Origin of the sequence: Bifidobacterium vansinderenii (assembly GCF_002234915.1) — a bacterium.
GTDB classification, from domain to species: Bacteria; Actinomycetota; Actinomycetes; order Actinomycetales; family Bifidobacteriaceae; genus Galliscardovia; species Galliscardovia vansinderenii.
The window spans coordinates 83,294-106,485 of the sequence record NZ_NEWD01000006.1 but is presented as its reverse complement, the minus strand read 5'-3'; the positions used below and the strand labels follow the sequence as shown (position 1 = coordinate 106,485).

27 protein-coding genes and 1 tRNA gene are annotated in these 23,192 nt (G+C 64.1%); 3 read left to right on the top strand and 25 right to left on the bottom strand.

All coding sequences use genetic code 11. The annotated features are described in order from the left end of the window. Positions 1 to 7 precede the first annotated feature (7 nt). From Tam10B_RS03510 to Tam10B_RS13800, 20 genes are all read right to left on the bottom strand, one after another. Positions 8 to 679, bottom strand: coding sequence for a hypothetical protein (locus Tam10B_RS03510; protein ID WP_093959884.1), 672 nt, complete (start codon positions 677 to 679; stop codon positions 8 to 10). Further along, the gene (locus Tam10B_RS03505; protein ID WP_093959883.1) at positions 679 to 2,190 is read right to left on the bottom strand and encodes a hypothetical protein; all 1,512 of its coding nucleotides are present in this window, start codon (positions 2,188 to 2,190) and stop codon (positions 679 to 681) included. The genes Tam10B_RS03510 and Tam10B_RS03505 overlap by 1 nt, the downstream gene beginning before the upstream one ends. Continuing rightward, positions 2,190 to 3,920: a hypothetical protein gene (locus Tam10B_RS03500; protein WP_093959882.1), complete on the bottom strand. Its 1,731-nt coding sequence runs from the start codon at positions 3,918 to 3,920 to the stop codon at positions 2,190 to 2,192. The genes Tam10B_RS03505 and Tam10B_RS03500 overlap by 1 nt, the downstream gene beginning before the upstream one ends. 159 nt (positions 3,921 to 4,079) lie before the next feature. Next, positions 4,080 to 4,424 carry a hypothetical protein gene (locus Tam10B_RS03495; RefSeq protein ID WP_093959881.1) on the bottom strand — a complete coding sequence of 115 codons (345 nt, stop codon included), beginning with the start codon at positions 4,422 to 4,424 and terminating at the stop codon, positions 4,080 to 4,082. After that, complete coding sequence (locus tag Tam10B_RS03490) at positions 4,421 to 4,834, bottom strand: HK97 gp10 family phage protein (protein WP_093959880.1); 414 nt, start codon at positions 4,832 to 4,834, stop codon at positions 4,421 to 4,423. Before Tam10B_RS03490 ends, Tam10B_RS03495 begins: the two co-directional genes overlap by 4 nt. Before the next feature lie 3 nt (positions 4,835 to 4,837). Continuing rightward, the gene (locus Tam10B_RS03485) at positions 4,838 to 5,248 is read right to left on the bottom strand and encodes a hypothetical protein (RefSeq protein WP_233133564.1); all 411 of its coding nucleotides are present in this window, start codon (positions 5,246 to 5,248) and stop codon (positions 4,838 to 4,840) included. A 10-nt stretch (positions 5,249 to 5,258) separates the two neighbouring features. Beyond that, positions 5,259 to 5,642, bottom strand: a complete 384-nt coding sequence (locus Tam10B_RS03480) for a hypothetical protein (RefSeq protein WP_093959878.1) — start codon at positions 5,640 to 5,642, stop codon at positions 5,259 to 5,261. Next, a complete protein-coding gene (locus Tam10B_RS03475) occupies positions 5,639 to 5,971 on the bottom strand; it encodes a hypothetical protein (RefSeq protein WP_093959877.1) in 333 nt (110 codons plus the stop codon). The genes Tam10B_RS03480 and Tam10B_RS03475 overlap by 4 nt, the downstream gene beginning before the upstream one ends. Positions 5,972 to 5,984: 13 nt before the next feature. Beyond that, positions 5,985 to 6,707 carry a hypothetical protein gene (locus Tam10B_RS03470; RefSeq protein WP_093959876.1) on the bottom strand — a complete coding sequence of 241 codons (723 nt, stop codon included), beginning with the start codon at positions 6,705 to 6,707 and terminating at the stop codon, positions 5,985 to 5,987. Between the two features lie 65 nt (positions 6,708 to 6,772). Further along, positions 6,773 to 8,350 carry an HK97 family phage prohead protease gene (locus Tam10B_RS03465; RefSeq protein ID WP_093959875.1) on the bottom strand — a complete coding sequence of 526 codons (1,578 nt, stop codon included), beginning with the start codon at positions 8,348 to 8,350 and terminating at the stop codon, positions 6,773 to 6,775. Beyond that, positions 8,340 to 9,434, bottom strand: a complete 1,095-nt coding sequence (locus Tam10B_RS03460) for a phage portal protein (protein WP_233133563.1) — start codon at positions 9,432 to 9,434, stop codon at positions 8,340 to 8,342. The genes Tam10B_RS03465 and Tam10B_RS03460 overlap by 11 nt, the downstream gene beginning before the upstream one ends. Positions 9,435 to 9,553: 119 nt before the next feature. Beyond that, the gene (locus Tam10B_RS03455) at positions 9,554 to 10,999 is read right to left on the bottom strand and encodes a hypothetical protein (RefSeq protein WP_093959873.1); all 1,446 of its coding nucleotides are present in this window, start codon (positions 10,997 to 10,999) and stop codon (positions 9,554 to 9,556) included. After that, a complete protein-coding gene (locus Tam10B_RS03450; RefSeq protein ID WP_233133562.1) occupies positions 10,996 to 11,301 on the bottom strand; it encodes a hypothetical protein in 306 nt (101 codons plus the stop codon). The genes Tam10B_RS03455 and Tam10B_RS03450 overlap by 4 nt, the downstream gene beginning before the upstream one ends. A gap of 128 nt (positions 11,302 to 11,429) precedes the next feature. After that, the gene (locus Tam10B_RS03445) at positions 11,430 to 12,149 is read right to left on the bottom strand and encodes an HNH endonuclease (RefSeq protein WP_093959872.1); all 720 of its coding nucleotides are present in this window, start codon (positions 12,147 to 12,149) and stop codon (positions 11,430 to 11,432) included. Then, complete coding sequence (locus tag Tam10B_RS03440; protein ID WP_143248522.1) at positions 12,149 to 12,340, bottom strand: helix-turn-helix domain-containing protein; 192 nt, start codon at positions 12,338 to 12,340, stop codon at positions 12,149 to 12,151. The genes Tam10B_RS03445 and Tam10B_RS03440 overlap by 1 nt, the downstream gene beginning before the upstream one ends. Before the next feature lie 8 nt (positions 12,341 to 12,348). Then, the gene (locus Tam10B_RS03435) at positions 12,349 to 12,690 is read right to left on the bottom strand and encodes a hypothetical protein (RefSeq protein WP_093959870.1); all 342 of its coding nucleotides are present in this window, start codon (positions 12,688 to 12,690) and stop codon (positions 12,349 to 12,351) included. Between the two features lie 503 nt (positions 12,691 to 13,193). Continuing rightward, positions 13,194 to 13,379, bottom strand: coding sequence for an iron-sulfur cluster assembly protein (locus Tam10B_RS03430; RefSeq protein ID WP_093959869.1), 186 nt, complete (start codon positions 13,377 to 13,379; stop codon positions 13,194 to 13,196). Positions 13,380 to 13,655: 276 nt separating this feature from the next. After that, complete coding sequence (locus Tam10B_RS03425; RefSeq protein WP_093959868.1) at positions 13,656 to 13,922, bottom strand: hypothetical protein; 267 nt, start codon at positions 13,920 to 13,922, stop codon at positions 13,656 to 13,658. A gap of 3 nt (positions 13,923 to 13,925) precedes the next feature. Continuing rightward, the gene (locus Tam10B_RS03420) at positions 13,926 to 14,210 is read right to left on the bottom strand and encodes a hypothetical protein (protein WP_093959867.1); all 285 of its coding nucleotides are present in this window, start codon (positions 14,208 to 14,210) and stop codon (positions 13,926 to 13,928) included. 2 nt (positions 14,211 to 14,212) lie between these two features. Continuing rightward, on the bottom strand, positions 14,213 to 14,446 hold the full coding sequence (locus tag Tam10B_RS13800) for a helix-turn-helix domain-containing protein (RefSeq protein ID WP_093959866.1): 234 nt from the start codon (positions 14,444 to 14,446) through the stop codon (positions 14,213 to 14,215). A 91-nt stretch (positions 14,447 to 14,537) separates the two neighbouring features. Between Tam10B_RS13800 and Tam10B_RS13795 the strand changes: the two genes are divergently transcribed. Next, positions 14,538 to 14,855, top strand: coding sequence for a helix-turn-helix domain-containing protein (locus Tam10B_RS13795; protein WP_143248523.1), 318 nt, complete (start codon positions 14,538 to 14,540; stop codon positions 14,853 to 14,855). On the opposite strand, the gene Tam10B_RS03410 is transcribed toward Tam10B_RS13795, so the two are convergent. Further along, positions 14,815 to 14,888: transfer RNA gene (locus Tam10B_RS03410), tRNA-Ile, on the bottom strand. The genes Tam10B_RS13795 and Tam10B_RS03410 overlap by 41 nt on opposite strands. Positions 14,889 to 15,167: 279 nt before the next feature. Here Tam10B_RS03410 and hdhA point away from each other — a divergent pair. After that, positions 15,168 to 15,992, top strand: a complete 825-nt coding sequence (gene hdhA / locus Tam10B_RS03405) for a 7alpha-hydroxysteroid dehydrogenase (protein WP_093959865.1) — start codon at positions 15,168 to 15,170, stop codon at positions 15,990 to 15,992. Between the two features lie 139 nt (positions 15,993 to 16,131). Here hdhA and Tam10B_RS03400 read toward each other — a convergent pair whose 3' ends face one another. The 4 genes from Tam10B_RS03400 to Tam10B_RS03385 all read right to left on the bottom strand — a co-directional run bounded on the left by Tam10B_RS03400 (position 16,132) and on the right by Tam10B_RS03385 (position 21,334). Further along, positions 16,132 to 17,271 carry a 4-hydroxybutyrate dehydrogenase gene (locus Tam10B_RS03400; protein ID WP_093959864.1) on the bottom strand — a complete coding sequence of 380 codons (1,140 nt, stop codon included), beginning with the start codon at positions 17,269 to 17,271 and terminating at the stop codon, positions 16,132 to 16,134. A 179-nt stretch (positions 17,272 to 17,450) separates the two neighbouring features. Next, positions 17,451 to 18,785, bottom strand: a complete 1,335-nt coding sequence (gabT, locus tag Tam10B_RS03395) for a 4-aminobutyrate--2-oxoglutarate transaminase (protein WP_093959863.1) — start codon at positions 18,783 to 18,785, stop codon at positions 17,451 to 17,453. 134 nt (positions 18,786 to 18,919) lie between these two features. Beyond that, entirely contained in the window at positions 18,920 to 20,317 is a 1,398-nt protein-coding gene (locus Tam10B_RS03390; RefSeq protein ID WP_093959862.1) for an APC family permease, read from the bottom strand. Positions 20,318 to 20,440: 123 nt separating this feature from the next. Further along, positions 20,441 to 21,334: a carbon-nitrogen hydrolase family protein gene (locus Tam10B_RS03385; protein WP_093959861.1), complete on the bottom strand. Its 894-nt coding sequence runs from the start codon at positions 21,332 to 21,334 to the stop codon at positions 20,441 to 20,443. Between the two features lie 222 nt (positions 21,335 to 21,556). On the opposite strand from Tam10B_RS03385, the gene Tam10B_RS03380 reads away from it, so the two are divergent. Next, positions 21,557 to 23,176, top strand: coding sequence for a PucR family transcriptional regulator (locus tag Tam10B_RS03380; RefSeq protein WP_093959860.1), 1,620 nt, complete (start codon positions 21,557 to 21,559; stop codon positions 23,174 to 23,176). The last annotated feature ends 16 nt before the right edge of the window (positions 23,177 to 23,192 follow it).

The following is a 23,192-nucleotide window of genomic DNA, read 5'->3' as shown; positions in this document are numbered from 1 at the left end:
GTCCTTCCTAGTTGCCGGATTTGGCGATGATGAGGCCCTGGTGCCACATCTTCTCCGGGATGTCGTTCTTGCTGCCGTCCGTGTGGCACCAGAAGATCTCATGCCCGTTGATGCCGAGGAATCCGGTACCGGCTCGGTCGGCGCCCGTGTTCTCGGCGCATGGGAACATGCATTCCTCGCTCGACAAATCGTTGCCGATGTTTGCGATGGGCACCTTCACGAAGGCGTCCTTGTTGAACGCGCCGTTGTTCTGCCAGTACACGCGAATGAACAGCATGGCGCCCAGTCGTATGCCGCTGACCGACACCACGTCGTTCGTGTCGGCCTTCTTGGTCCATGTCAGCACCTTGTACTGGGTCGCCCACCACAGGTCACGGCGGGTCACGTCCATCAGCGCGGTCCATTTGCTGCCGTCGCTGATATAGGCGCCGAAACCGCCGTTGGGGCCGGTCGATGGTGATTGCACGAAGCCGATTTGGCCCATGCTGCCGGACTGGTTGCCGAGCACCTGCGGGTTCAGGGCGATCACGGGTGCGATGCCCTCGGGCGTGGTGCGCGCGTCCACGATCTTCAACGCGTCTTCCACGCCCTGCGCGATGCTTTTGGACGCGGCGGGCGCGTCGGCCACGAAGTCCGATGGTTCCAGATAGGGGATGCCGTATGTGGGGGTCTTGTCCATTACTGTCCTTTCTCGATGGTGTTGACGGTGCCGAGTTCGCCCAACGTGACGTCGGCCAGCGTCGCCCAGGTGATGGCGGTGCCGGTGAACGCGTTCCAGGTGATGCGGCCGGTCGCGGTGGTCAGCGGCCATAGGGTCACGTCGTGGCGGAGCACCGGCGTGGTGCCGTGCCATTGGAACGTGAGGGTGCCGCCGATGGTGGTCCACGCGCCGCCGAGCGCGGGGTGTCCGTCCGCGTCGGTCAGTCGGTTGGTGAGCGCGCCGGCGAAGACGATGGGGCCGCTCGGTGCGGCGTGGAAGAGCGTGGGCCATGCGGGCGGGTCCAGTTTGTCGCTGCGGAACGTGATGGTCTCGTATCGCAGTCGTCGGTTGATCTGCACCAGCCATTCGGCGCGCACGGTGCGTTCGGTGTCGTTCGGCGTCCATGTGCCGGAACCGTAGACGCCGGCCGATTCGTCGGCGCTTACCGCGTCGGACTGCACGGAGATCGTGTGCGCCGTCGCGGTCAGGTTGCCGGGCAACCGGCCTTGGCCGCTGAACGTCACCTGCGCGTCGTCGAACTCAAGCACGCCGTCGTTGTCGGTCTTGGCGCGCCGCGTGTCGATCACCGCGCCGGTGACGGGTTCGGGCACCACGTACACGCTGTCGGCCACCACGCGGCTTGCCGGTATCGCCGGACGGTCCACGCCCGCACGCTGCACCGACAGGCCGCCCGAAGCGTCCATGACGATGGCGGCGGTGTCGTAGTCGGCAGACTCGGCCACGGTCTGCGCCATGACCATGCTGCCGTTGCGTGACGGGTATTCGTACCAGAGCGGCCATGATCGGTGATGCGCGTACAGGCGGTGCAGCAGGTCCAGCAGGCTCGGGTAGTCGTCGGTGGTGTAGGGCGCGACGGACGGGGGCAGGGACAATGCGCCAACGTCCACGTTCGGAGCGCCGGCCGCTATCGCCCGGCGGCGGATCTCGGCCAGTCGGGCGGCGGGCGTGCCGGTCCAGTGCAGTCCCGACCATTTCGCGGCCGATGACGTCGGGCCCTGCGATTGGCTGCGCTTCCACAGCAGCAGGCGACTGGTCGCCGTGAGGTCCAGCCGGTACCCGGTCTTGGTCCGTTCGATGGTGCCGCCCGTGCTCACGATGCCGTCGAACAGGGTGATGGCTTCGGGGTCCAGACTGTCGGGCAACGGCGGTTGCACGCGCGTGTACAGGCGTTCCAGGGTCACGCCCTGTTCCGCCCATGTGCCGATCGATTCGGTCGCGTCGGCCCATCGCGGCTGCGATGAGAGTTGCAGCAGCACGCGCGCGCCGGCCAGTTCCAGCACATGGCCGGCCGTGTCGCCGGTCCTGTCCAGAAGCGTGAAGGACAGCACGGCGGGGTCGGGCTGCTCGGCGATGTCGTCGGTGCCCCACTCGATGCTGAAGCCGGCCAGTGCGGCCAGATCGCCCGAGTGGTCGTTGACGCGTCGCCAGCCGTCGCCGAGGTCAAGGAACATGAACGGTTGCTGCGCCATTAGTTCCGCTTCCTCTCATAGTCGGTGAGCAGCCTGCGGATTTCCTTGGCGGTGCCCTCGCGGTCGATGACCTTGCCCTGAATGGTCACGTTGACCACGGTGGTGTCCTGGCGGAGCGTGGGCCGGACGCTGCTTCGGAGCATGGTGGCGGTGGATCTCGGCACGGTGAGCAGGTCGGACGCGGCCAGCGTGCGCGCGGGCTGGTACGCGCGTGCGGCCATCACCGCCATGGGCATGGCCTGCGGTGCGGCCGCCTGCGCTTCGCTCTGCCCGGACACCAGCCCGGACAGCCAGCCGGTTGCCTTGTCCCATAGTCCCTTGATGCCGTCCACGATGCCGCTGATCTTGTCCTTCAGCCACTGGAACTTGGACGCCACCCATTCGATGGGCGCGCTGAACGCGCTCTTGAGGCCCTCGCCGATGCCCTGGAAGAAGCCGGTCAGGCCGCTCCACGCGCTGCGTATCCCGTTGACGGCGTTGCTTGCGCCGTTCCTGATCTGGTTCCACTTGTCGCCGAACCACGCGCCGATGGATCCGAAAAGGCCGGTGATCCACGCCCAGAACGCGTTCCACACGCCGCGTATCGCGTCCACCGCGCTGCTCGCGGCCTGCCGTACCTGCTGCCAGCGTGCGGCAAACCACGCGCCGAGCCCGGAGAACACGCCGGTCAGCCATGACCAGAACGCGTTCCATGCCGAGGTCAGCCACTGCGCGGCGGCTGCGCCCGCCTGCTTCACCGCGTCCCAGTGCGCGGCCAGCAGGACGATTGACGCGATCACCGCGACGATGATGGCGATGATGGGCAGGAACGCCAGATTAACGCTGCCCTGCGCGATGGCGACGATCGCCGCGACGACGGCGTACGCGCTCATGGCCGCGTTCAGGGTGACGATGATCGCGGCCACGGCGGCTATCACGCCGATCAACGGCACCAACCACGCGCTGTTGTTCTGCACCCATGTGCCGAACTCGGCCAGCTTCTGCGCGGCCGCCGTGACGGCCGGTAACAGGGCCTCTCCCAACGCGGCCTTGGCGTTCTCGAACGATGCGGCCATGCGCTGCTGCTGTCCCTGCGCCGTGTCCGATTCGCGCGCGAAGTTGCCCACGGCCTTGCCCGACTGCGCCGTGATCGCGGCAAGGGTCGCCTGCATCTTCGCGTTGCGGTCGCCGCTCTTGTAGAGATCGCCTAGGCCCATGCTTGCCGCTTGGGCCTGAAGCGTGGCGTCGTTCAGGCTGATTCCGTACTTCTCGATGGGGTCCATCTCGCCCTTGAGCGCCGACGACAGGGCGTCCACGGCGTCGGCCGTGCTGCCGCCGAACATGGATGACAGGTCGGCGCCGAGACCGATGAGCTCGTTGGTCTTGTTGGCGGATTCGTCCACCGACATGCCCATGTTCTGAAGCTGTGAGCCGACCAGTGTGGCGAACTCGTTGTACTCGTTCTTCGACAGGCCCACGGCCTGCGCGGCCGCGTTCGACCATTCCAGCATCTTCGATGCACTGGATCCAAACACGGTTTCGACGCCGCCGACCGACTGTTGCAGATCTCCGGCGCTTTTGATGCACGATGCGGCGCCCGCGCCGATCGCGCCCAACGCGGCGGCCGCGCCCACGCTTGCCTTGTCCAGCTTGTCCTTGAAGCTCATGGACGCGCGTTCGGCCTTGTCCATCGCGGCCACGGCCTGTGTGGCGTCGCCGATGATGCGGATTGCCAGGATGGCCGATTTCATGCGATCACCTCACCTTCGCTCTTGCCTCTTCGGCCTGGTCGGCCTCTTCGCGGAGCAGCTGCACGCAGGTGCCCCAGTCCGCTTCGTCCGGCATGGTCTCCCGTCGCCACTGCCACGGGGTGCCGCCGAACCGGGCCGCAAGGATGCAGCTGGTTTCGCCTAGGCTTCCGGCGTCCCACCGGTCAAAAAATCCGGCGCATCCGTGGCCTCGGCGATCACGGTGCCGTTCGGCGCCTCAATGGTTTCGGTGTCCACGCCGGGCTTGATGTCCTCGATCTGCACGACGGAACGCAACCACTGCTCGAACGGCTCGTTGAGCTGCCCGGCGCTGCGGAGCTTGGCGTACACCTGGTAGGCCATGAACGTCACGGGTTCGTCCTGCACGGTGCCCAGATGGTTGTTCTTCAGGTATCGGGTCGCCATGATCTGCTCGAACATGGTCACGGTCAGTTCCTCGCTGTGCCCGTCCTTGTAGGTGACCTTGGTGGTCTTGATGCTGCTCATTTGCTGGTGTCTCCTGTGGTGATTCGGTCGATGATCTTCTGCACGGCGTCCGCGTACAGCTGCGTCCACTGCGGTTCGGTGTTCTTGGCCGCCGTGTTGGCGAAGCGCGTGGGCCTGATGTTGTGGCCGGGCCATCCGTAGTTGATGACGCCGGCGTAGGGTACGCGCTTCGAGCCGACGCGCACGACGCCGGCCTTCTGCGTGGCGCCCGCGCGCACCGACGCGGCCAGTCTGCCCGACTGGTGCGGGGCCAGATTCTTGGCTTCGGGGACCACGATCTGCGCGGCGTCCTTGTTGACCTTGCGCAGGTCCTTCAGGTCAGCGCCGGCCTTCTTCAGGCCGCGTGCCAGTTCCTTGGCGCCCTTGAGTTGCAGATAGCCGTTGCCGCCGGCCGCGACGGTGCCCGCCATGGGTCACGCCTCATACGAGGTCGCGGCCACGTCCAGCGCGACAAACGAAAAGTCGTTGCTGTTCTTGGTCTTCACGTCGCCGCCGAACTTGATGGACGACACGACGACGCTGCCGGACAGCTTCACGGTGCCGGACGTGTTGGGCACCCACTCGAACGGCAGGGTCTCGCCTGAATGGGTCAGGCACCATACCTGAAGCCCGTCCATGCTGAAGTCTTCCTTGATGCTGCCGGTGAGCGCCCATGTCTCGGACTGGGTGCCGCCCTCGGTGTGTCCGTCCAGGAAGTTGTCGTTGTCCTCGGTGTCCGTGCTCGGCTCAAGCGCCGTGTTGATGACGTCCGCGCTGAAGTCGCGCGCCGAGTTGGTCGCGCCGATCTTCAGACTTCCGGGGCCTAGTGTCCTTACCTTTGCCATGATTGTCCTTTCATTCGTCTTCCGTGATTTCCAACGGGTTCAGGGTGATGGTGTAGGCGGCGAGACTGCCGACGCCGGCAATGCTGAACGTGCTGGGCTTCGCGTCCTTCATGTTCAGGTGCAGGCCCTGCAATCGCTCCACCGCGTCTATGAGCAGGTCCATCGCGGCGGTCTGCGTCGCCATCGTGCCGGCGATCAGGTTCACCGTCCACACGGGGGTGACGAACTGCCAGCCGTCGAACGTGATTTCGGGCGGGTCGATCAGCACGGCGATTTTGCCGGGCAGGGGTCGGGCTTCCTGCGCGTCGATGGTGACGACGGTGGCGAGATCGCCGAGCATGTCGGTCAGCGTGTCTATGAGCGCCTTACGCTCGGTGGCGACGTACCCGGTCATGCGATCACCATCGCTCCCGTGGGCACTCCGGCCGCGTTCAGCTTCGCCCACACCGATCGGAGCGGGTCGGCGCTGATGCGGAACGGCTCAAGCGTGCCGTCGCTCACGTTCATCACGCCCAGGCGCGCGTCACGCGAATTGTAGAGGTCGGCAGCGCAGGATACGACGCAATCGGTCCTCACGGTGTCCGCCACCTGATAGTCGCCGATCGCGCCGGCCACGTAGCCCATGGCGGCCGATATGGCCCGCTGCACGCGGTTGTCGTCGCCGGCAGGCACGCCGATCTCGTCGCGCACCGCGCTTTCGTATGGCTTCCAGTCGTCCGCCATGGTCGTTTCCTTTCTATTCGATTCTGTTGAGCGTCGGCCGTATCGTCCTGGGTTCGGACAATGCGGCGTTGACGTTGATCTGGCACCGGTAGCGTCCGGCCTCAAACGTGGCGGCCGGGGTGCCGGGCTTTATCAGCGAGTCGCCGGACTGTGACGGTGCCACCTGCAAGAGCAGGTCCCACGAGTCGAATGACGTCAATCCCTCGGACGCCTCTATCGAGTACGTGCCCGATTCCAGATTCACGGTCGCTTCAAACGTGGTCCACGACTTGTATTCGCCGGTGAGCGTGTACGTGCCGTCGCCGTTGTTGGTCAGGGTCACGCCGCTCTTGCTTGTGGTCGGGATGTCCGGCCACAGGTTGGCTAGCTCAGCCCCCCCCCCATTGAGATCCGTGACGTCGGGCTTCACCCACTCGGTCGCCGTGTCGCCCGCCTCAAGCTGAATCCGCGCGGTGCCGTCCACCGGATTCGTGGTGTTGGCGGCAATACGCAGTTCCAGCGTGGTCGTTTCCTGAGGAACGGTCGCGGTAGGGGCCGATGACGTCAGCGTGGCAAGCACGCCCGTGGATCCACGGAGCTGCAAATATGCGTACGTGCCGCCCGGCAGCGTCTTTGCCGAATAGGTGACCGTCTCCCCCCTGATCGCGTCGGGCACCGGCAGTTGCCAGCGAATGCCCACGTTTGCGGCGGTCGGCGTGCCCGACAGGTGAAGGCTGCCGTCATCATTCACGCTCACGGTCAGACCGTTTCCGGTGGCCGGCCCGTAGGAGAGCAGGTTACGCGACGCTACCGGGGGGGGGGTTACGCTTTTGGGAAGGCCACCGGGATGAGGCCGAGCGGCTGCGTGGCCGCGACTGCAAGGTAACCATAGACCGAATAGTTTTCGGTGAGCTTGGTGGGGTCGCCGTCGGACAGCTGCGTGGGGCCGCCGCTCTCCCACACCGTCACCGCTTCGGGGTCGATGAAGCACGCGGTGCCCGAGGGGGCAGCGGGCAGCATCTGCACGGGGACTCGCAGGAACCGGCCGGCGATGCCGGTCAGGTCGAAGTCGCCGATGGTGTCGCTACCGTCGCCGGACAGGTCGAAGAAGCGGCTGCCGGTGTCCTTGAGCTTGATGAGCGCGGCCATCACGTCCTTGGACACGCCGAGACGGGTCAGGTTCACGTTGCGGTCGTCGGCCAGTTCGGCGGCGTCCATGATGAGCGCGGCCCACTGGTCGATGGTCATGGCTGCAAGCGCGGCGGGCGCGGTGATCTTGTTGGCGTTGGTGGCCGCGTCCCTCTGTGCGGCGATGGTGTCGTACAGGTACTTGCGCACGGCCGTTTCGGTGGCCTTGGCGTAGGCGTTGCGAAGCGCGGCAAGCGCGGTGTTGAGCATGGGCGTGGTGCTGCGTTCGATCACCTGGCGAGACAGCGTGGTGTAGCCGCCGTACGTGTCGATGCTCACGCTCTTGGTGCCGAAGGTGACCTTGCCGAACGGCAGCGCGCCGCCCTCGGACGTCTGCTTGGATGCGGTTGTGGTGTCGGTGGCGACCACGTTGTATTCCATGCTCATGCCCTTGGCCGGCAGTGTGTCGTGGGTCAGCAGGTTGGTGACCTTGCGTCGCATTTCGATGAGCCGCAGGTCATCGGCGATCCACGACACCGTGTTGCCGGTGTCTCCGGTGGCGATCAGGTCACGGCAGTCGTGCATGATCTGCACGGCCGCTTCGTCGCCCTGGTACAGGGCCTGAAGGTAGTCGCCGGCCGTCCGGTACTCGCCGCCGAGCACCTTGGGCGCTTCCGTGGCGCCGGCCTTGGCGATGGCCGCCTTTAGGCTGCGCTGTTCGTCCTTGATGCCGTCCAGCATCTCGGAAAGTTCCTTGTCCATCCGGGTTTCCTCGCTTTCCTGGTTGTTTCCGGTTTCAGACACTTCGTTGAGGGGGTCGGCGCTGCGCTGCCCGGTGATCTTCGCGGCCTCATACGCGGGCCATGACACCACCGACGTTTCGAGCAGTCGTACCCGTTTGCGGTGGGCGACGCCCTGCTTGTCGGTCTCGGATTCCACGGGGATGAATCCGACCGACAGGCTGTCCAGCGCGCCGTCGCGGAGCAGGGCCACCACGTCGCGGCCGCGCTGCGTGTCGCTGATGCGCGCCGTGATGTGCAGCCCGTCGTCACGCGGTTCGGCGCCGGTGATGCGGCCGATCAGTTCGCCGTGCTGGTAGCACAGCTTGGCCGAGTCCACGTCGTCGAACACGCAATCACGGTCGAACGTCTCGGCGCCGTCCCATGTGTCGATCACCTGTCCGAACGGCACGGCCACGCCTTCCAGCGTCCGGCCGTCGCCTTCCTCGGCCGAGCGAAGGCACATGCCCTTCAAGCCGATTTCACGCCTCATTGCTGGTCCTTTCCGGTGCTGCGATCAGCGGCGGCAGCGCCTCACGCGCGCGCACCTCGTTGACGTCCATCCATCCCGCGTCTATCGCCGTCTTGTAGGCGTTGAACCGGTCGGCCATGTCCGCGCGACGGCTCGAATCCCAGTCGAACGCCGCCGTCCGGCCGCGCGGCAGCAGACGGTTGAACAGTTCCTCGATTTCGCCGGCGTAGGCCGCAAGCGTGTAGTCGGCAAACTCAATCCACGACTGCTCGATATTGCTATAGGTGAGGTTCGAGCCATCCACGGCCGCAAGCATGATCGACGCGGGGATGCCCAATAGTCGCGCGATCTGCGTGGTGTCGAACTTCTGCGTCTCCAGAAACTGCAAGTCGGCCGGCTTCATGTCCAGCGGCACGTACTTCAGTTTCGAGCCCAACACCTTGATGTCGGCGGCGGTGCCGGTCGCCTTCCACGCGTCCTTCGCGTTCCTGGCGATCTCGGGCGTCACCTTTTCCTCGGTCTGAAGATAGCCCTTGATGTTGGAAGAGTCGGTGTAGAACTTGGCCTTGTAGTCGCGGGCCATCTGCGCGCCCTCAACCTCTTCGCGCGCCGCCGAGATCGGGCCAAGGCCACGCAGGCGGCCGGGCACGTTGAGGAACTTGCAATGCACGATGTCGTCGGGGCCGTAGTCCTTGCCGAGATACGAGTAGCGGAGCTTCGGCGCGGCGGGGTCATGTCCGTCGTCGGACACCACCACCAGCGCGGGCGGCAGCACCTCGCACGACACCACGTCGCCGCCGAAGCGCACCAGGCGGACGAAAGCGTTGCCGTCGATCACCATGGACGCCACCATGTCGGCCAGAAAGTCCCGGCGCGAACGGTTCACGTCGGGCTGGAGAACAATGGACGACACGTTGTCCAGCTTTACGCCGCCACGCATTTCATGGATGGGAAGGCCGGTGATGGCGGTCTGCAACACCTGCACGCCACGAAACACGGTGGACAGGCTCAAGGGGTCGCACGCCGTCTGGCGGGCGGGCGGCCTGATGCCGTCCGGCATGTCGTCGTCGGCGCCGCGCGTCAGCACACGTCCCGCGATCTTCATTCGCTGCCATAGGTTCATGCCGCCAAGTGTGCGCCCGTCGTGCGCCGGCCGTCCATCACCGTGCCGCCAATCGCCGCCAAGTACCGCCAAGTACCGCCAAGTACCGCCAAGTACCGCCGTTAGAAGATCTGCAAGGGGCCGGATTCCTCGGGCCTGTGCGCCGCTCCCCATGCGGCCAACATGCAGCTTTCGAGCGGTGAGGTCAGGCCGGTGCTGCCGCGTCGGCTCACGCGCCATGCGTCGCCCGCCCACTTGCGCGCCGAGTTGGCCGCGCTTGCGTCCAGATCGGGGTCGGCCGCGTGCCATATCGCCCGGTTGGTCAGGCCGCTTACGTAGCTTTGCCCGGTGGTCAGGTAGTCGGCCGAGTCCATGTCCACGAACGGGATGAGGGGGTCGCCGTCCGGGTCGGTCATGTGGTGCAGACGGTCGGACAGGTCGGCGGCGGTACCGCGATCGTCGATCACGACAGGCGCGTGGTAGGTGGCGCATAGTCGGGCGATCTCGGTGGGCGCGTACCCGGTGCCGTCCAGGATCTTCAGCAGCTGCGTCGTGATGGTGCCGTCCTGGTTGCAGATGCCGGCCGAGATGCTGGTGTGCGTGCTATCCACGTCCACGGCCACGCCGAACACCACCGGCCTGTCGTCCAGATCGGCAGGGCCGATGGGCGCGGTGACGGTTGCCGCCCACGTCGCTTCGTCAATCGCCCTGTCGGTGATGCCTTCGTCACGCCGGTTGCCGAACGCGCGCGCCCAACCGGCCGGGTTGCCCTGGAACTGCTCACGAAAATCGGCAAGCTGCGAACGGTCCCAGAGCAATCCCGCTGCGGGATGATACCGCATGATCGTATCGAGATCTTCGGGGTCGGCGTCCGATGGAATGCCGAAGTCGAACCAACAGGTGCGCCGTGACTGCTCGCCCGCACGGCAGGCGTCCAGACGACGATTGAAGAACGTGGACTCGGCCGTGCCCTCGGTGCTGGTAATCCACAGTTGCGGTTGCACGCCGGTGGCCTTCAGACGGGTAGCCATCGTGGGCATGAAGCCATCAAGAATCGTGTTGCCGGTTTCCTCGGACAGGGAGAACGCTTCATCCAAAGTGATCTTGTCTCCCTGGACGCCGTGGCCGGCAACCTTCGTCACGCTCTTCGGCATGATGACGCTGCCGTTGGCGAATGGCTGTCGGAGATCGCCGGCGCCGAGGTACGGCCGTGTGGTGATCGCCGAAAGCGGTGAGGCCTGCACCGTCTTCAGGTACTTCTTGAAGTGGTCGCCCGCGTCCTTGCCGGTCTGCGCAAGATAGTAGATGAACCGGTCCGGCCCCCACTGCGTGTTCCTGGTGTCCACCGCGTCCACAAGCGTGGACTTGCCGCACTGGCGCGGGGTGCTCAAGATCACGGTGTCGTAGAAGTAGGTGCCGGTGTCCGGGTCGATCTCGCCCGCCACGTCGGCCACCAATCGTTGCCATGGCAGCAGGGGAGTGCCGAGCAGCTGCGCGAACTTGGCGACAATCGGCCCGTCCGTCCGCCGTTCGGGGTTGCGCTCGGTGCCGCCACGCGGCGGGGTCATGCCTTGGCCTCTTGCAGCAGGCCGGCCAACGCGGGGTCGATCTCCTGTTGGGCCGGGAACTTGGTTTCCAATTCCTGATACCAGGCAAGCAGCTGCGCCATGACGCGCGACGTGTCACGGCCCTTGGCGTTCAGGGCGTCGAAATTGCGCGCGATGTTGATCATGGTCTTGCACACGTACCGGGCACTGGGATTCAGGGTACGGCCTTCCACGAAACTGTCGATGAGCTCCTTGGTGGCCTTCTCCTGCAATCCCTCGTTGGGGGTGTAATAGTCGTCGAATCCGGGTAGGGTCATCTGCATTTCTCTTCACCTCGCTAATTGCTTGTTTTCGTTGGTATTCCGCCGTTTTCAGGAATTTTTTTCCTGATTCGAGAGAGTAAAAAAGTGGGCGCGGGGTCTTGCGTCGGCGGCGTCGTTTAAAAAACGGGTCACCATTCCGGCCGCGACGGCGATTGCGTGCTATCGGAGCGCAGGCCAAGGGCGATGAGCCGTTGCCGGCGTTCGGCCTGCCGGGCGTCCACCAGCGACTGCGACAGGTGCAGCGCGTACCATTGCCGTACCCGCTTGCGTCCGGCGTCGTCCGTGGCCCGCTCCCACTCGGTCGTAAAGCCGGGGTCGATCACCTGCACGTCGTAGTCCAGTGCTATCCATTCGTCCAGCATCCGAGGGTGCCGCCTGCTGCTCGGCGTGGTCCTGGTGCACCACACGTCGATCGGCGCGGCCGAGATGGCGAACTGGCGGTAGGCGCCCGACCACGCCATGGCCACCGCGCGCCGCTCGGCAAGGCTCGGACTGGTGAGGCCCATTGCGGCGGCTAGGGCGGTGAAGGACACCACGGGGTCGCCCGCGCTCTTATGGCTGTCGATGTAGTCCACGGCCTCACGGTCACAACTGCCGGGCGGTACAACGATCATGTGCATCCTGACGCCGTAGCCGTACAGCACGCGGTCCTGCCGGGATGCGTTGCAGTGCTTGCACGCGCGGCGAATGTTCGCCACCGTGTCACGGCCGCCGTGCGAGTAAGGCACGATGTGGTCGTCTTCCTCTCCGACGCGTGTGCAGCCGGGCAATTGGAGCCAACACGCGTTGCCCCATGTCTCGATGACCTTAGATCTGACCAGAGGGTCTATGGTCTGCCTGCGTGCCATCACTTCGCCTTCTGCGTTCGCACCCACATGTCAAGGTCGGAGATCTCGTACATGCATGGACTGTTGATCGCGTCGCCCGCCTTGAACCACGTCGGCCCGCTGCCATCGCCTCTCATGCGTTCCATCTGGCGTTGCGACAGGCCGAGATAGCGGGCGGCCTGCGCCGTGGTCAGCTTCGCACGCGGATTCACGCGCCGGTTCATCGCACGCCCGCCCATGCCTTGAGCGAGGTCAGCAGATCGGCCCTGTCGAACACCTGCACGCCAGCGCGCCGGGTCGGCTTGAGAATGACGCCCATGCCAATCAACTGCTGCAACGTGTGATCGCCGGACGGGTCAGCGCCCGGAGCGACCTTGTTCAGGCGGAGCAGCTGAATCACCATGTCCCGACTGATGTTGTCCGTTCCCGTGGTGTCGTGCTCCAGCTTGCCCAGATTCCAGCGAATGGCCTGCCTGAGATCCTTGGTCCGCTGTGCCTTGTTCTTCGGTACCTGCCTTCTCGCCCTGGTCCTCTTCGGCTTGTAATCGACTGCATATCCCATCTTGCTACCTCGTTTCGTTGATCGTGTCGGTTGGTGATTCACTGCCCGGTTGGTCTTGCCGGTGCATTTCAGGTGGTGAACGGTTAGAGCGGGGGAACCTAAGCACGGGACAAAGGAAAGCGGCGAAGCCGTGCAAGGCTTCGCCGTTCCGATGTCCCGTAAGGTTCGCCACGCGAATGGATAGGCTGCTTTTCAGGCGGAGCCACGGCCGTCGCATAGGTCAGCGGCACAAGGCCGCGCGCAAGGTCTCGACAAGAGGCCCGGCACGTATGCCGGTGATAGCACCCTGTTTCGCCCTGACAATGCGCCCCAAGTCGATCAGTAAACCCGCATGAAGGCCCCCGACCTTCGTCCTTAACCACGCCGCCTTCGACGCGTGTTTGTAACGCGCTGAGTAAGGCGCGCCGGGGTGTTTTCGCCCAATCAAGGGACTTATCGTGCTACGGCTCACCCGGGGTCACAACCGATCACGGCACATTCACTTATCGTCCGGCAAGGCCCATTCAGGCCTGCCGTCTTCGCCTGCGCTCCACCGCAACCGTCGCCATCGCGTCGGTCGCAGAGGCACGCAACGCCTCAATCTCGGGCTGCGTCAGCACCACACGCACCGACACGTCACCACCGTCCACCTGAAGCGTGTAGATACCCGGATAGTCGGGCAGATTCCGCACCACGGCACGCGTGCTCATAACCGCACCCTCCAACTGATCGGGCCACGCCCGCCAAGGCCGGCAATCGCCATCGCCAGCCGGGCGAACACGGACGCAAGACACATGAACACGAACGCCACAAGACCGAACGGCGCGGCCAACACATACCGAACGACCTTCACCGTCCACCCCGTTTCGTCGGATACAGCCACTCGGCCATGTCCGCCAGACGAAACGTCGCCGACAGCAACGCCAGACCAGCGAACAAACACAAGTAGCCCACGCCTTCCAGCACGGCCGCCAAGAAATGCCCAATCATTGCACTATCTCGCCTTCGTCATCGATGGACAATTGCACTTCGTCCGGTATCGACTTGATGCAGCACACCAGCGAATACCCGTCATATTCCGGTATCTTGCCGGTGGTCAGCACAATCGCAGGGTCATCGGCATCGTCCGTGAAGCACCGCACGGTGCCGCACGTCCACTTCACCGCACCCTTCTGCGTCACAAGCCGCAACACCACAAGATCTCCCGGCCGCACATCGTTGGCCACCGTCGTGATCTCGAAACGCACGCCCATGTGTCACACCGTCCTGAACGCGCCGACGAAATGCCAATTGGCCGAAGGCACGAACACCACATACGTGTCCTCGCCAAAATGCATCATGTCGGACTGCCCGAGCGTGCTAAGCCGTTCCATCATCGGCCGGCCGTCCGCGCGCACGTCACGCACTCGGGCCATCGTGAACAACCGGGAATTGCCCAGGCACTCAAACAACGCCACATCGCCCACCTGCAACGCTGCCTCGGACACCACCGGCGCCCACTGGCGCGGCCTATGTCGGTAAGCCGTCGTCTGCTTTGACATCGCTACATCTCCTTTGAATCGGAACGGCCATAAAGGTAATCGGTCGATACGCCGAAGAAGTCGGCAATCTTTGCCAGATCTTCGGCCGAAAAGCTGGACCCCGTTTTGAACTTCTGCGTCACGGCGGAACGCGTTACGCCGAGAAGCCGCGCTAGGCTAGTTCGACTCGTATTCGTGTCATGAAGCAAAACGTCAATACGTTTTGAAACGACATCGTTTATACATTCGTAAGTCATGCTTAATATAGTACCGTATGTTAAGTGAGGTTTGACATAAATTTATCATTTTCGGTTCAGCAGTCCTAAACTTCACTGTATATTATTAAGTATGAGTACACAAACGCTAGAGCCTGATACGCAAGCAATCCCACTGGGTCAGATCATCTCTACCAACGTCCGTGTTGGCCTGGCTATGAGGGGTAAGAATCAGTCCGATCTTTCCCGTGCCCTTGGCGTGTCGCGTGCGCTGATTTCTCAGAAGGTTAATGGCGCGACTGCATGGACGATTCCAGACATGGAAAAGATAGGCCTTTTTCTCAAGGTCGCACCGTCTCGATTGTTGGACCCAAATGGTTTTTTAGTGGCTGACCATAGACGCGGAGATGTGGGGCCGCAGGGGCTTGAACCCTGGACCGACGAATTATGAGTTCGCTGCTCTAACCGACTGAGCTACAGCCCCACGTTGCCGAGGCAACTTGTCTAGGATAACAGGGTGGGTGTATTTCCGGGGGTGCTGGGGTTGAAGCTGATTGGGAGGGCACCTCATCAGTCAGACTGCGTCTGACAGCTTCCCCTCGAGGGGAAGCCAAGGGCTGAACGAATGCGCTGGGCGAATGCACATAGTGGGACGATTGTGGGCTCGCCGAAAGAAATGGCAACGGAATGCCGGTTGAAATTTTCGGGGGATACAGTGAGACGTATTGCGGGAATGGGCCCGCGCATGACCAAAGGAGGTTTCATGTCTGGAAGACTGGATGGCAAGGTTGCCGTGGTGACGGCGTCGACGCGAGGCATCGGTCATGCGATCGTGAAGAGGTTCGCCGAGGAAGGCGCGATCGTCTATATGGCCGCGCGCAATCAGGAGCGTGCCGAGGCGAAGATCGCCGAACTCATGGCCGAGGATGCGATCGTGAAGTCCGGCGGCGTGGTGAAGTTCGTCTACAACGACGCTTCGAAGGACGAGACCTATGCGTCGGCGATCGACGAGGCCGCCGCGAACGAAGGACGTCTTGACGTGCTCGTCAACAATTTCGGCACGTCGAACCCGCGCAAGGACCTCGACATCGAGCACACCGATCCGCAGGAGTTCATCAGCACGGTGGACATCAATCTCAAGAGCGTGTTCCTCGCGTCGCAGGCGGCGCTGAAGTACATGGGCGAGGCGAAGTCGGGCAGCATCGTCAACATCTCGTCGGTCGGCGGATCGGTGCCGGACATCTCGCAGATCGCATACGGCACGTCCAAGGCCGCGATCAACTACCTGACCAAGCTGATCGCCGTGCACGAGGCGCGCAAGAACATCCGCTGCAACGCCGTGCTGCCGGGTATGACCGCCACCGACGCCGTGCAGAACGCGCTGACCGAGGACTTCCGTGAGTTCTTCCTCAAGCACACGCCGATTCGTCGCATGGCCACGCCGGAGGAGATCGCAAACGCCGTGCTGTACTTCGCCAGCGACGAGTCCGCGTTCACCACTGGGCAGATCCTCGAGGTGTGCGGCGGCTATGGTCTGGCCGCGCCCGTGTTCGGTGATCTGGCCGAACGCTCCGGCGCCCGCGGGTGATCTGCTTCGTGCTCCCTCCGGGGGAGGGAGCTGTCATGTGCAGCATGACTGAGGGAGGGTTGCAAGTCAACATGATTTGCAACCCTCCCTCTCGTGTTTCGTAATGGTGATCGAATCGATCAGTGGGTGATCGCTCGGATCAGTACAGCTCCTCGAAGATCTTGCGTACGCGATCCGCGTCGAGCGGGACGAAGCAGTTCTTCATCAGACGCTCCTGCGTGGTCATCACGCGCTCGGTGAACTCGGGCAGGTCCTCGCGGGTCACGCCGTACTCGTGCAGCGCCTTCTTGGGCAGCAGCTGGTTAATGAGGTTCTCCAGCTCGTCGTACACGTCGGCCACGTCGCAGCCGAGCACGTCGGCGATAACCTTGTTGAGCTTGGCGATCTCGCCGTCGGACTTGATCTCCATGTAGTTGCGCAGCACGCCGGTGAACATCGCGTAGTTGGACTCGCCGTGCGGCACGTGGTACTTGCCGCCCAGCTGATAGCTCAGCGCGTGCACGGCGGCGCAGCCACCGGTGTCGAAGCTGATGCCGGCGTAGTCGGAGGCGATCAGGAAGTCGTCCATGAGCTCGTTGCGCTTGGCGCGGCGCTCTGCGCTGCCGGGCTCGCCGGCCTCCACGATGGCCTTGTAGCCGTTGATGATCGTCTTCATGGCCTCGTAGCCGAACAGCTTGGTGTACGGCGTGGAGTTCGGCGACAGCGTGGATTCCACGGAGTGGACCAGGGCGTCGAGCGAGCTGGTCATGAACACGTGGTCGGGCAGGCCGTACAGCAGCTCGGGGATCAGCACGGCGTGATCGGCGAACATCTCGGGACCGGCGATGCCGGCCTTGCAGCCCAGACGGGTACGGTTGATGGCCGCGATCTCGGTGACCTCGCTGCCGGTGCCGCACGTGGTGGGGATGAGCACCAGGCCGACCTTGCGCTTGAAGTCGGGCAGATGGTCGATCACGTCGTCGATGCTGGCGCCGCCGGCCACGGCCACGACCTTCGACATGTCCATCACCGCGCCGCCGCCGATGGCGACGATGCGATCGTAGTCGAACTTACCGGCGTCGGCGATGATCTCGTCGATCATCACGTCGGTGGGCTCCTGGTTGCCGTACTTGTCGACGAGCAGCACGTTGGCGCCGTTCAGATACGGCTTGAGGAACTTGTCGTAGATCATTTCGATGCTGACGACCAGATCATTCGGTCCCAGCTCGAACGCTTCGGCGAAATCCTTGACGGTGGGGAACTTGAAGATGTCCTTCGGTCCCACGGTAAGCAGCTTCATGGTGAATGTCCTTTGATGTATGCCGATGTGTGCGGTTGCCTGACGGGCGGTCGGATTCGAGCGAAGGCGCTGCGTCAGGCGATATGAATGGTAGTCCGTTGCCGGCGGAGATTGGTGGAGGCTCCCCTCAGTCCTTCATATGACGGACTGAGGGGAGCCTCCGGAAGTCGGGGAATCGCTTACTTGGCGCTTTCCTCGACGATGATCTCCTTGAGCACGTCGAGTGCCTCGGTGAGCTCCTCATCGGTGATGGTCAGGGTGGGCAGCAGGCGGATCACGTTGCCGTTGATGCCGCAGGTGAGGATGATCAGACCCTCCTGGATGGTGCGCTTGGTGATGCGGCCCACGAGCTCCTTGTTCGGCTCGGACGAGCCGGGCTTGACGAACTCGATGCCGATCATGGCGCCGTGGCCACGGACCTCGGCCACCGTGTCGAGCTCGTCGACCAGCGGCTTGAGGGAGGCGTCGGCCACTTCGCCGATGTGGGCGGCGCGGGCCGGAAGATCCTTGTCTTCCATGAGCTTGACGGCCGCCAGGGCGGAGGCGCAGGAGACGGGGTTGCCGCCGTAGGTGCCGCCGATGCCGCCGGGCTGCACGCTGTCCATGATCTCGGCGCGGCCGGTGACCGCGGCGATCGGCATGCCGCCGCCCAGAGCCTTGGCGGTGGTGATCAGGTCCGGCACAACGCCGTCGTACTCGCAGGCGAACCACTTGCCGGAGCGGCAGAAGCCGGCCTGAATCTCATCGGAGATGTACAGCACGCCGTTGTCGTGCGCCCAGTCGGCCAGACCGGACAGGAAGCCGGGGGCCGGGACGATGAAGCCGCCCTCGCCCTGGATCGGCTCGGCGATCACAGCGGCCACGTTCTCGTGACCCACCAGCAGTTCGATCTTCGCGGCTGCGGCCTTTGCGGCGGCGGCGCCGTCGGCACCGAACTCGTCACGCAGCGGGTAGCTGAACGGCACGCGGTAGATGTCGGGAGCGAAGGCGCCGAAGCCGCGCTTGTACGGCATGGACTTGGTGGTCATGGCCATGGTCAGGTTGGTGCGGCCGTGGAAGGCGTTCTCCATCACCACGACGGCGGAACGGCCGGTGTACTTGCGGGCGATCTTGACGGCGTTCTCAACGGCCTCGGCGCCGGAGTTGACCAGCACGCTCTTCTTCGGGAAGTCGCCGGGGGTGTGCTCGGCGAGCTTCTTGCACACCTCGATGTAGTTGGCGTACGGGGTGGTGGCGAAGTTCGTGTGGGTGAGCTTGGCGACCTCGTCCTGCACGGCCTTGACCACTTCGGGGGCGCAGTTGCCCACGCCGGTGACGGCGATGCCGGAGGCCAGATCGATGAAGCGGTTGCCGTCCACGTCGGTGATGGTGGCGCCGGAGGCGGATTCGGCGAACACGGGCATGCCCTGGCCGACGCCGGCGCTCACGTACTTGTGGTGCTCCTCTTCAAGGGCCTGGGACTTCGGTCCGGGGATGGCGGTGACGAGCTTGCGGGCTACCTGCGGAACGGACATGATGTTTCCTTTCTCTGAATGATGAAAACTGAGAGAGTTTTTGATTGGTTGTTGTTGGGAGGGCCGCCGTGCGGTTATGGCAGCTGCGCGACGACCCAAGTCTTGTGTGTTTTTGCTGTTGTGTTTGTCGTGGATCAGCCGACGTGGTTGTACTCGGGCGGGTTGTGCTTGAATCCGCCGGTGAGCACGGCGAGGATCACCACGCCGATCGCCAGCCACGACAGGCCGAGGATCAGCGCGTGGATGTCGAGGTGCACGAGCAGATACAGGCAGAACAGAGCGCCGAGGATCGGCAGCAGGATGTTGCGCAGCGCGCCGCCGGGAAGGTATTCCTTGCGCTGTTCGGCATCCGCCTTGAGATAGGCGACGATCACGCAAACGTTCACCAGCGTGAAGGAGGTGAAGGCGCCGAAGTTCACGAACGAGGTGGACGTGGCCACGTCGAGGAACATGGCGATCAGGCCGATGGCGGCGACGAGCAGGATGGACAGGACCGGGGTGTCGAACTTGGCGCTCAGACGGCCGAAGAACTTCTTCGGCAGCACGCCGTCGCGGCCCATCACGTACAGCAGTCGGGAGGCGCTGGCCTGGGTGGCGATGCCGGAGGTGAACTGGCCGAAGCACAGGCCGGCGATGAACACGGAGGTGAACAGGTTACCGCCGATCTGCGCGGCGATCTCATAGGCCGCGGAGGACTCGTCGATGAACACGCCGCCGGGGTGCACCAGCTGGGTGAAGTAGGAGACGCCGATGAAGATCAGACCGCCGACCGCGGCGATCAGCAGGATGGCGCGGGGCATGGTCTTCTTCGGGTCGCGGGTCTCCTCGCTCAGCGTGGTCACTGCGTCGAATCCGAGGAACGAGTAGGCCGCGATGGCGCCGCCGGCCACAACCGCGGACAGCGAGGAGCCGTCGCCGAGGAACGGGCCCGCGCTCACCAGAGCGGAGGCGCCGTCGCCGGTGACCACGGAACGGATGGACAGACCGACGAACGTGATGATGACGATGGCCTGGAAGGTCATGAGGGCGAAGTTGATCTTGTCGGCCACGCTCAGGCCCACGATGTTGATGGCGGTGGTGAGCACGATGAAGCCGAGCACCCATGCCCAGATCGGCACGGCGGGGAACTTGGCGGCCAGATAGGAGGCGCCGATCAGCCACACCACCATGGGCAGGAACATGTAGTCGAGCAGCACGGCCCAGCCGACGAGGAAGCCAAGCTTGCGGCTGATCGTCTTGCCCACATAGGTGTAGGCGCTGCCGGCCTCCGGGTGAAGCACCGCCATGCGGCCGTAGCTTCCGGCGGTGAACAGCATGGCGATCGTGGCGGCCGCGTAGCTCATGGCCGTGGCGCCGTGCGACGTGGCCGAGATGACGCCGAAGGTGCCGAGCACGATGATCGGACACATGTAGGCCAGACCGAGCAGCACGATGGAACGCAGTCCCATGGTGCGCTGGAGTTGGGGCGTGGATACTGTGGCGGCTACGGGCTTGGCCTCTACGGCCGTCTGCCCGATGGTTTGCGTGGTCATTGCGATGTCCTCTCTGAACTACGCGAGCGGTTCGCTGCGGCGATACTGCGATGCGGTTGGGGATGTTGGGATATGAGGAATTGATGCGGGGAGGGGAAGGAACGTGGTGTTGCGACCGGGATGTCAGTCGACCGGTACGCTCCATCGGTCGGGATCGATTCGACCTTCGTAGAGCGGTAGGGGAACCGGACTGTCGCCGGGGCGGAACTGCTCCCACACCTTGTTGGTGCCGCTGGTTCCGGTCTGGTGGATGCGTCGGACCTGATCGAGCTGCACGGTGGCGGTGATCAGTCCCTCCTGACTGCCGGTGATCTGACGGATGATGTTGCCTTCGGGATCCACCAGCACGGATTCGCCGACTCCCTGCGGGGCCGCGGCGTTGATGCTGGCGAGGAACGTCTGGTTGACGATCGCGTTGGCGCGGGCCAGCACCAGTTCCTGACGGCGGTCGGGCGTGGTGGTGCGCACCAGGTTGACGATCATGTCGGCGCCAAGCCAGGCCACCTGACGGGAGATTTCGGGGAACCATGCGTCGTAGCAGATCGTCAGTCCGATGCGTCCCTTGCCGGGGATGTCGAACACGGCGAACGAATCGCCGGGCGTGTACTGCTCGAACGGGCGCCATGGGCAGATCTTGCGGTAGGTGGTCACCAGCTCTCCCGCGGGGGAGAACACGGGCGCGGTGTTGAATGCGCCGCCTTCACCGTCCTGTTCGGGAACGGTTCCGGGGATGAGCCAGATGCCCAGTTCCTTGGCGAGCGCCTTGAGGTTCTCGGTCAGTTCGTCATGGAAATCGGTGGCCGCGGCGATCTTGCTGCGCCGTGCCTGATCCTGCGGCAGGTCGCCGGTGCCGAACATGTGCATCTCAGGGAAGATCACGAGTTCGGGTCGGGCGCCCGCGGTGGAGTGAACGTCTACGACATGACGGACGGAATTCGCGAACCTGCCGAAGGGCTTGCCGATCGGCAGCTGGCTGTACTGCGCCATGGCGATGGTCAGTGCGCTGAGCTCGGTCATTGCCTTCTCCTTAGGTTGGGGTCGGGATGCGTTCCGCCTGTGTGAGGCGTTCTCGCTGTTGGCTTTTGCCGGTCCCGACGAGGTTGTTTCGACGTCTGTGTTCGTCGTTGGTTCCCAAAGATATGACCGGTTGAAACGAAATGTTATGGACAGTTTGGAGTAAATAGACTCAAATCGTGGACGAACTGTCCTTTATGGGGTTTCTCGACGTATGGTGGAGGCATGTCGATCACCCTGAATGCCTTGTTGGAGCAGCGATCCCTGCATCTGTCCCTTGTGGTGGAGGGAGCTCCGGGAAGTCTGGATACGCCGATCTCGTGGGTTCACTCCTCGGAATCGATTGACCCCACGCCGTATCTGGAGGGCGGCGAGCTGCTGCTGCTCACCGGACTGCTCATGCCGGAGAGGGATCCCGGCGAGGATTTTCGCCTGTATGTGGACCGGCTGGCGCATTGCGGCATTCGCGGCATCGGGTTCGGCGTGGGCGTGCATCATGCGGCGATTCCCGAATGGCTGGTCCGGCAGTGCGAGGCGAGTGACGTGCCGTTGTTCTCCGTGCCGTTGGAGGTGTCGTTCATCGCGATCACCAAGATGATCTCGCGCGGCATAGCCGACGACAAGCAGCAGGGGTTCGCCAGACTGTATCGCAATCAGCAGCAGCTGCTGCGTTCCGTGCACACGCTCGATCCGGTGAGTACGATCGTGTCGAAGACCGCCGAGCTGATCGGCGGATGGGTGGCGCTGCTGAACCCGGCGGGCACGGTGACCGAGTCGTCGCACCGGTTCCTGCCGATCGAGATGAGCGCGCTCGGCGACGCGCTGACGTTCAGCGTGCTGGGCGAAGCGAAGTTCGTGGCCATGCGCGGATACGATATCGCCGCGTTCCACATCGCCTCTCCGGCAGGGCAGACACTGGGCTATCTGGTTGCCGGTTACCGCGGAGAGAAGGGCACGCTCGACCATCCACTGGTGGCGCAGGCGGCGGCGCTGCTGTCGCTGGCCATCAGCAGTTCCGCCGATGCGAGCCGTGCCTTGGGCAGGCTGCGTGCGGCCATGATGCGGCAGTGTCTGGAGGGTGGCGCCGAACTCGTGCGGCCGTACGCCTCCGATCTGTGGGACGGCATGCCAGCCGAGCCGCTGACCGTGCTGCGTGTTACCGGCGAGCAGGAGGCGTTGGAGACCGCTCAGCGACTGTTCGAGCCGTTCCGTAAGTCGCTGGCGAAGAACATGAATCCCGCCGTGTTCGGCATGATCGAAAGCGACCTGTGGGTGGTGGTCTCGCAGTCGAACGCCGCAGAATGGGTGGAGGGACTGCTGCGTGATTCGCGCGTGATCGTGGGACAGTCGTCGGGCTGCATCTGGCGTGACCTGCCGCGAGCCCGCCACGAGGCGTATCAGGCGGCCTCCGAGGCCATGACGTCGGGCGTGCAGTCGCTGCGATACGGTCAGCGCGAGGGTGCCGGATCGTTGGAGAACATGGTGGAGCCGTCGAAGATGCGCGCCTTCGCCGACCTCAAGCTCGCGCCGATCTCATCGCTGATCTTCAACCTGGCCGTGGGACCGCACGGCGGCAGGGGAGATGGGGGGAAGGCCACTGTGCAGCCCGACGATTGGACCGAGCCGGACGGCATGAGCCTGCACGCCGTGGACGTGCTGCGCACTTGGCTCGAATGCCGCGGCAAGGCCGAAGAGGTGGCCCGAACGCTGGGTATCCATCGCCATACGGTGACCAAGTACATGGCCCAGATCGGCAAGGCCCTGTCCGTGGACCTTTCCGACCCGCAGACGGTCGCCGAACTCTGGTTCGCCTGCAAGTTCACCCGCTTCCCCGAAAAGAACTAGCCTCGCTCGTCCCTCG

Coding starts and splice junctions, on each gene's coding strand:
- Tam10B_RS03420 (WP_093959867.1), bottom strand. CDS start 14,210: ATGTCAAAGCAGACGACGGCTTACCGACATAGGCCGCGCCAGTGGGCG.
- Tam10B_RS03385 (WP_093959861.1), bottom strand. CDS start 21,334: ATGACCGAGCTCAGCGCACTGACCATCGCCATGGCGCAGTACAGCCAG.
- Tam10B_RS03400 (WP_093959864.1), bottom strand. CDS start 17,271: ATGAAGCTGCTTACCGTGGGACCGAAGGACATCTTCAAGTTCCCCACC.
- Tam10B_RS03485 (WP_233133564.1), bottom strand. CDS start 5,248: ATGGCAAAGGTAAGGACACTAGGCCCCGGAAGTCTGAAGATCGGCGCG.
- Tam10B_RS13800 (WP_093959866.1), bottom strand. CDS start 14,446: ATGACTTACGAATGTATAAACGATGTCGTTTCAAAACGTATTGACGTT.
- Tam10B_RS03460 (WP_233133563.1), bottom strand. CDS start 9,434: ATGAAGATCGCGGGACGTGTGCTGACGCGCGGCGCCGACGACGACATG.
- Tam10B_RS03500 (WP_093959882.1), bottom strand. CDS start 3,920: ATGAAATCGGCCATCCTGGCAATCCGCATCATCGGCGACGCCACACAG.
- Tam10B_RS03445 (WP_093959872.1), bottom strand. CDS start 12,149: ATGGCACGCAGGCAGACCATAGACCCTCTGGTCAGATCTAAGGTCATC.
- Tam10B_RS03505 (WP_093959883.1), bottom strand. CDS start 2,190: ATGGCGCAGCAACCGTTCATGTTCCTTGACCTCGGCGACGGCTGGCGA.
- Tam10B_RS03490 (WP_093959880.1), bottom strand. CDS start 4,834: ATGGCGGGCACCGTCGCGGCCGGCGGCAACGGCTATCTGCAACTCAAG.
- Tam10B_RS03435 (WP_093959870.1), bottom strand. CDS start 12,690: ATGGGATATGCAGTCGATTACAAGCCGAAGAGGACCAGGGCGAGAAGG.
- Tam10B_RS03455 (WP_093959873.1), bottom strand. CDS start 10,999: ATGACCCCGCCGCGTGGCGGCACCGAGCGCAACCCCGAACGGCGGACG.
- Tam10B_RS03480 (WP_093959878.1), bottom strand. CDS start 5,642: ATGACCGGGTACGTCGCCACCGAGCGTAAGGCGCTCATAGACACGCTG.
- Tam10B_RS03430 (WP_093959869.1), bottom strand. CDS start 13,379: ATGAGCACGCGTGCCGTGGTGCGGAATCTGCCCGACTATCCGGGTATC.
- Tam10B_RS03510 (WP_093959884.1), bottom strand. CDS start 679: ATGGACAAGACCCCCACATACGGCATCCCCTATCTGGAACCATCGGAC.
- Tam10B_RS03425 (WP_093959868.1), bottom strand. CDS start 13,922: ATGGGCGTGCGTTTCGAGATCACGACGGTGGCCAACGATGTGCGGCCG.
- Tam10B_RS13795 (WP_143248523.1), top strand. CDS start 14,538: ATGAGTACACAAACGCTAGAGCCTGATACGCAAGCAATCCCACTGGGT.
- Tam10B_RS03495 (WP_093959881.1), bottom strand. CDS start 4,424: ATGAGCAGCATCAAGACCACCAAGGTCACCTACAAGGACGGGCACAGC.
- Tam10B_RS03380 (WP_093959860.1), top strand. CDS start 21,557: ATGTCGATCACCCTGAATGCCTTGTTGGAGCAGCGATCCCTGCATCTG.
- gabT (WP_093959863.1), bottom strand. CDS start 18,785: ATGTCCGTTCCGCAGGTAGCCCGCAAGCTCGTCACCGCCATCCCCGGA.
- Tam10B_RS03465 (WP_093959875.1), bottom strand. CDS start 8,350: ATGAGGCGTGAAATCGGCTTGAAGGGCATGTGCCTTCGCTCGGCCGAG.
- hdhA (WP_093959865.1), top strand. CDS start 15,168: ATGTCTGGAAGACTGGATGGCAAGGTTGCCGTGGTGACGGCGTCGACG.
- Tam10B_RS03475 (WP_093959877.1), bottom strand. CDS start 5,971: ATGGCGGACGACTGGAAGCCATACGAAAGCGCGGTGCGCGACGAGATC.
- Tam10B_RS03450 (WP_233133562.1), bottom strand. CDS start 11,301: ATGCAGATGACCCTACCCGGATTCGACGACTATTACACCCCCAACGAG.
- Tam10B_RS03390 (WP_093959862.1), bottom strand. CDS start 20,317: ATGACCACGCAAACCATCGGGCAGACGGCCGTAGAGGCCAAGCCCGTA.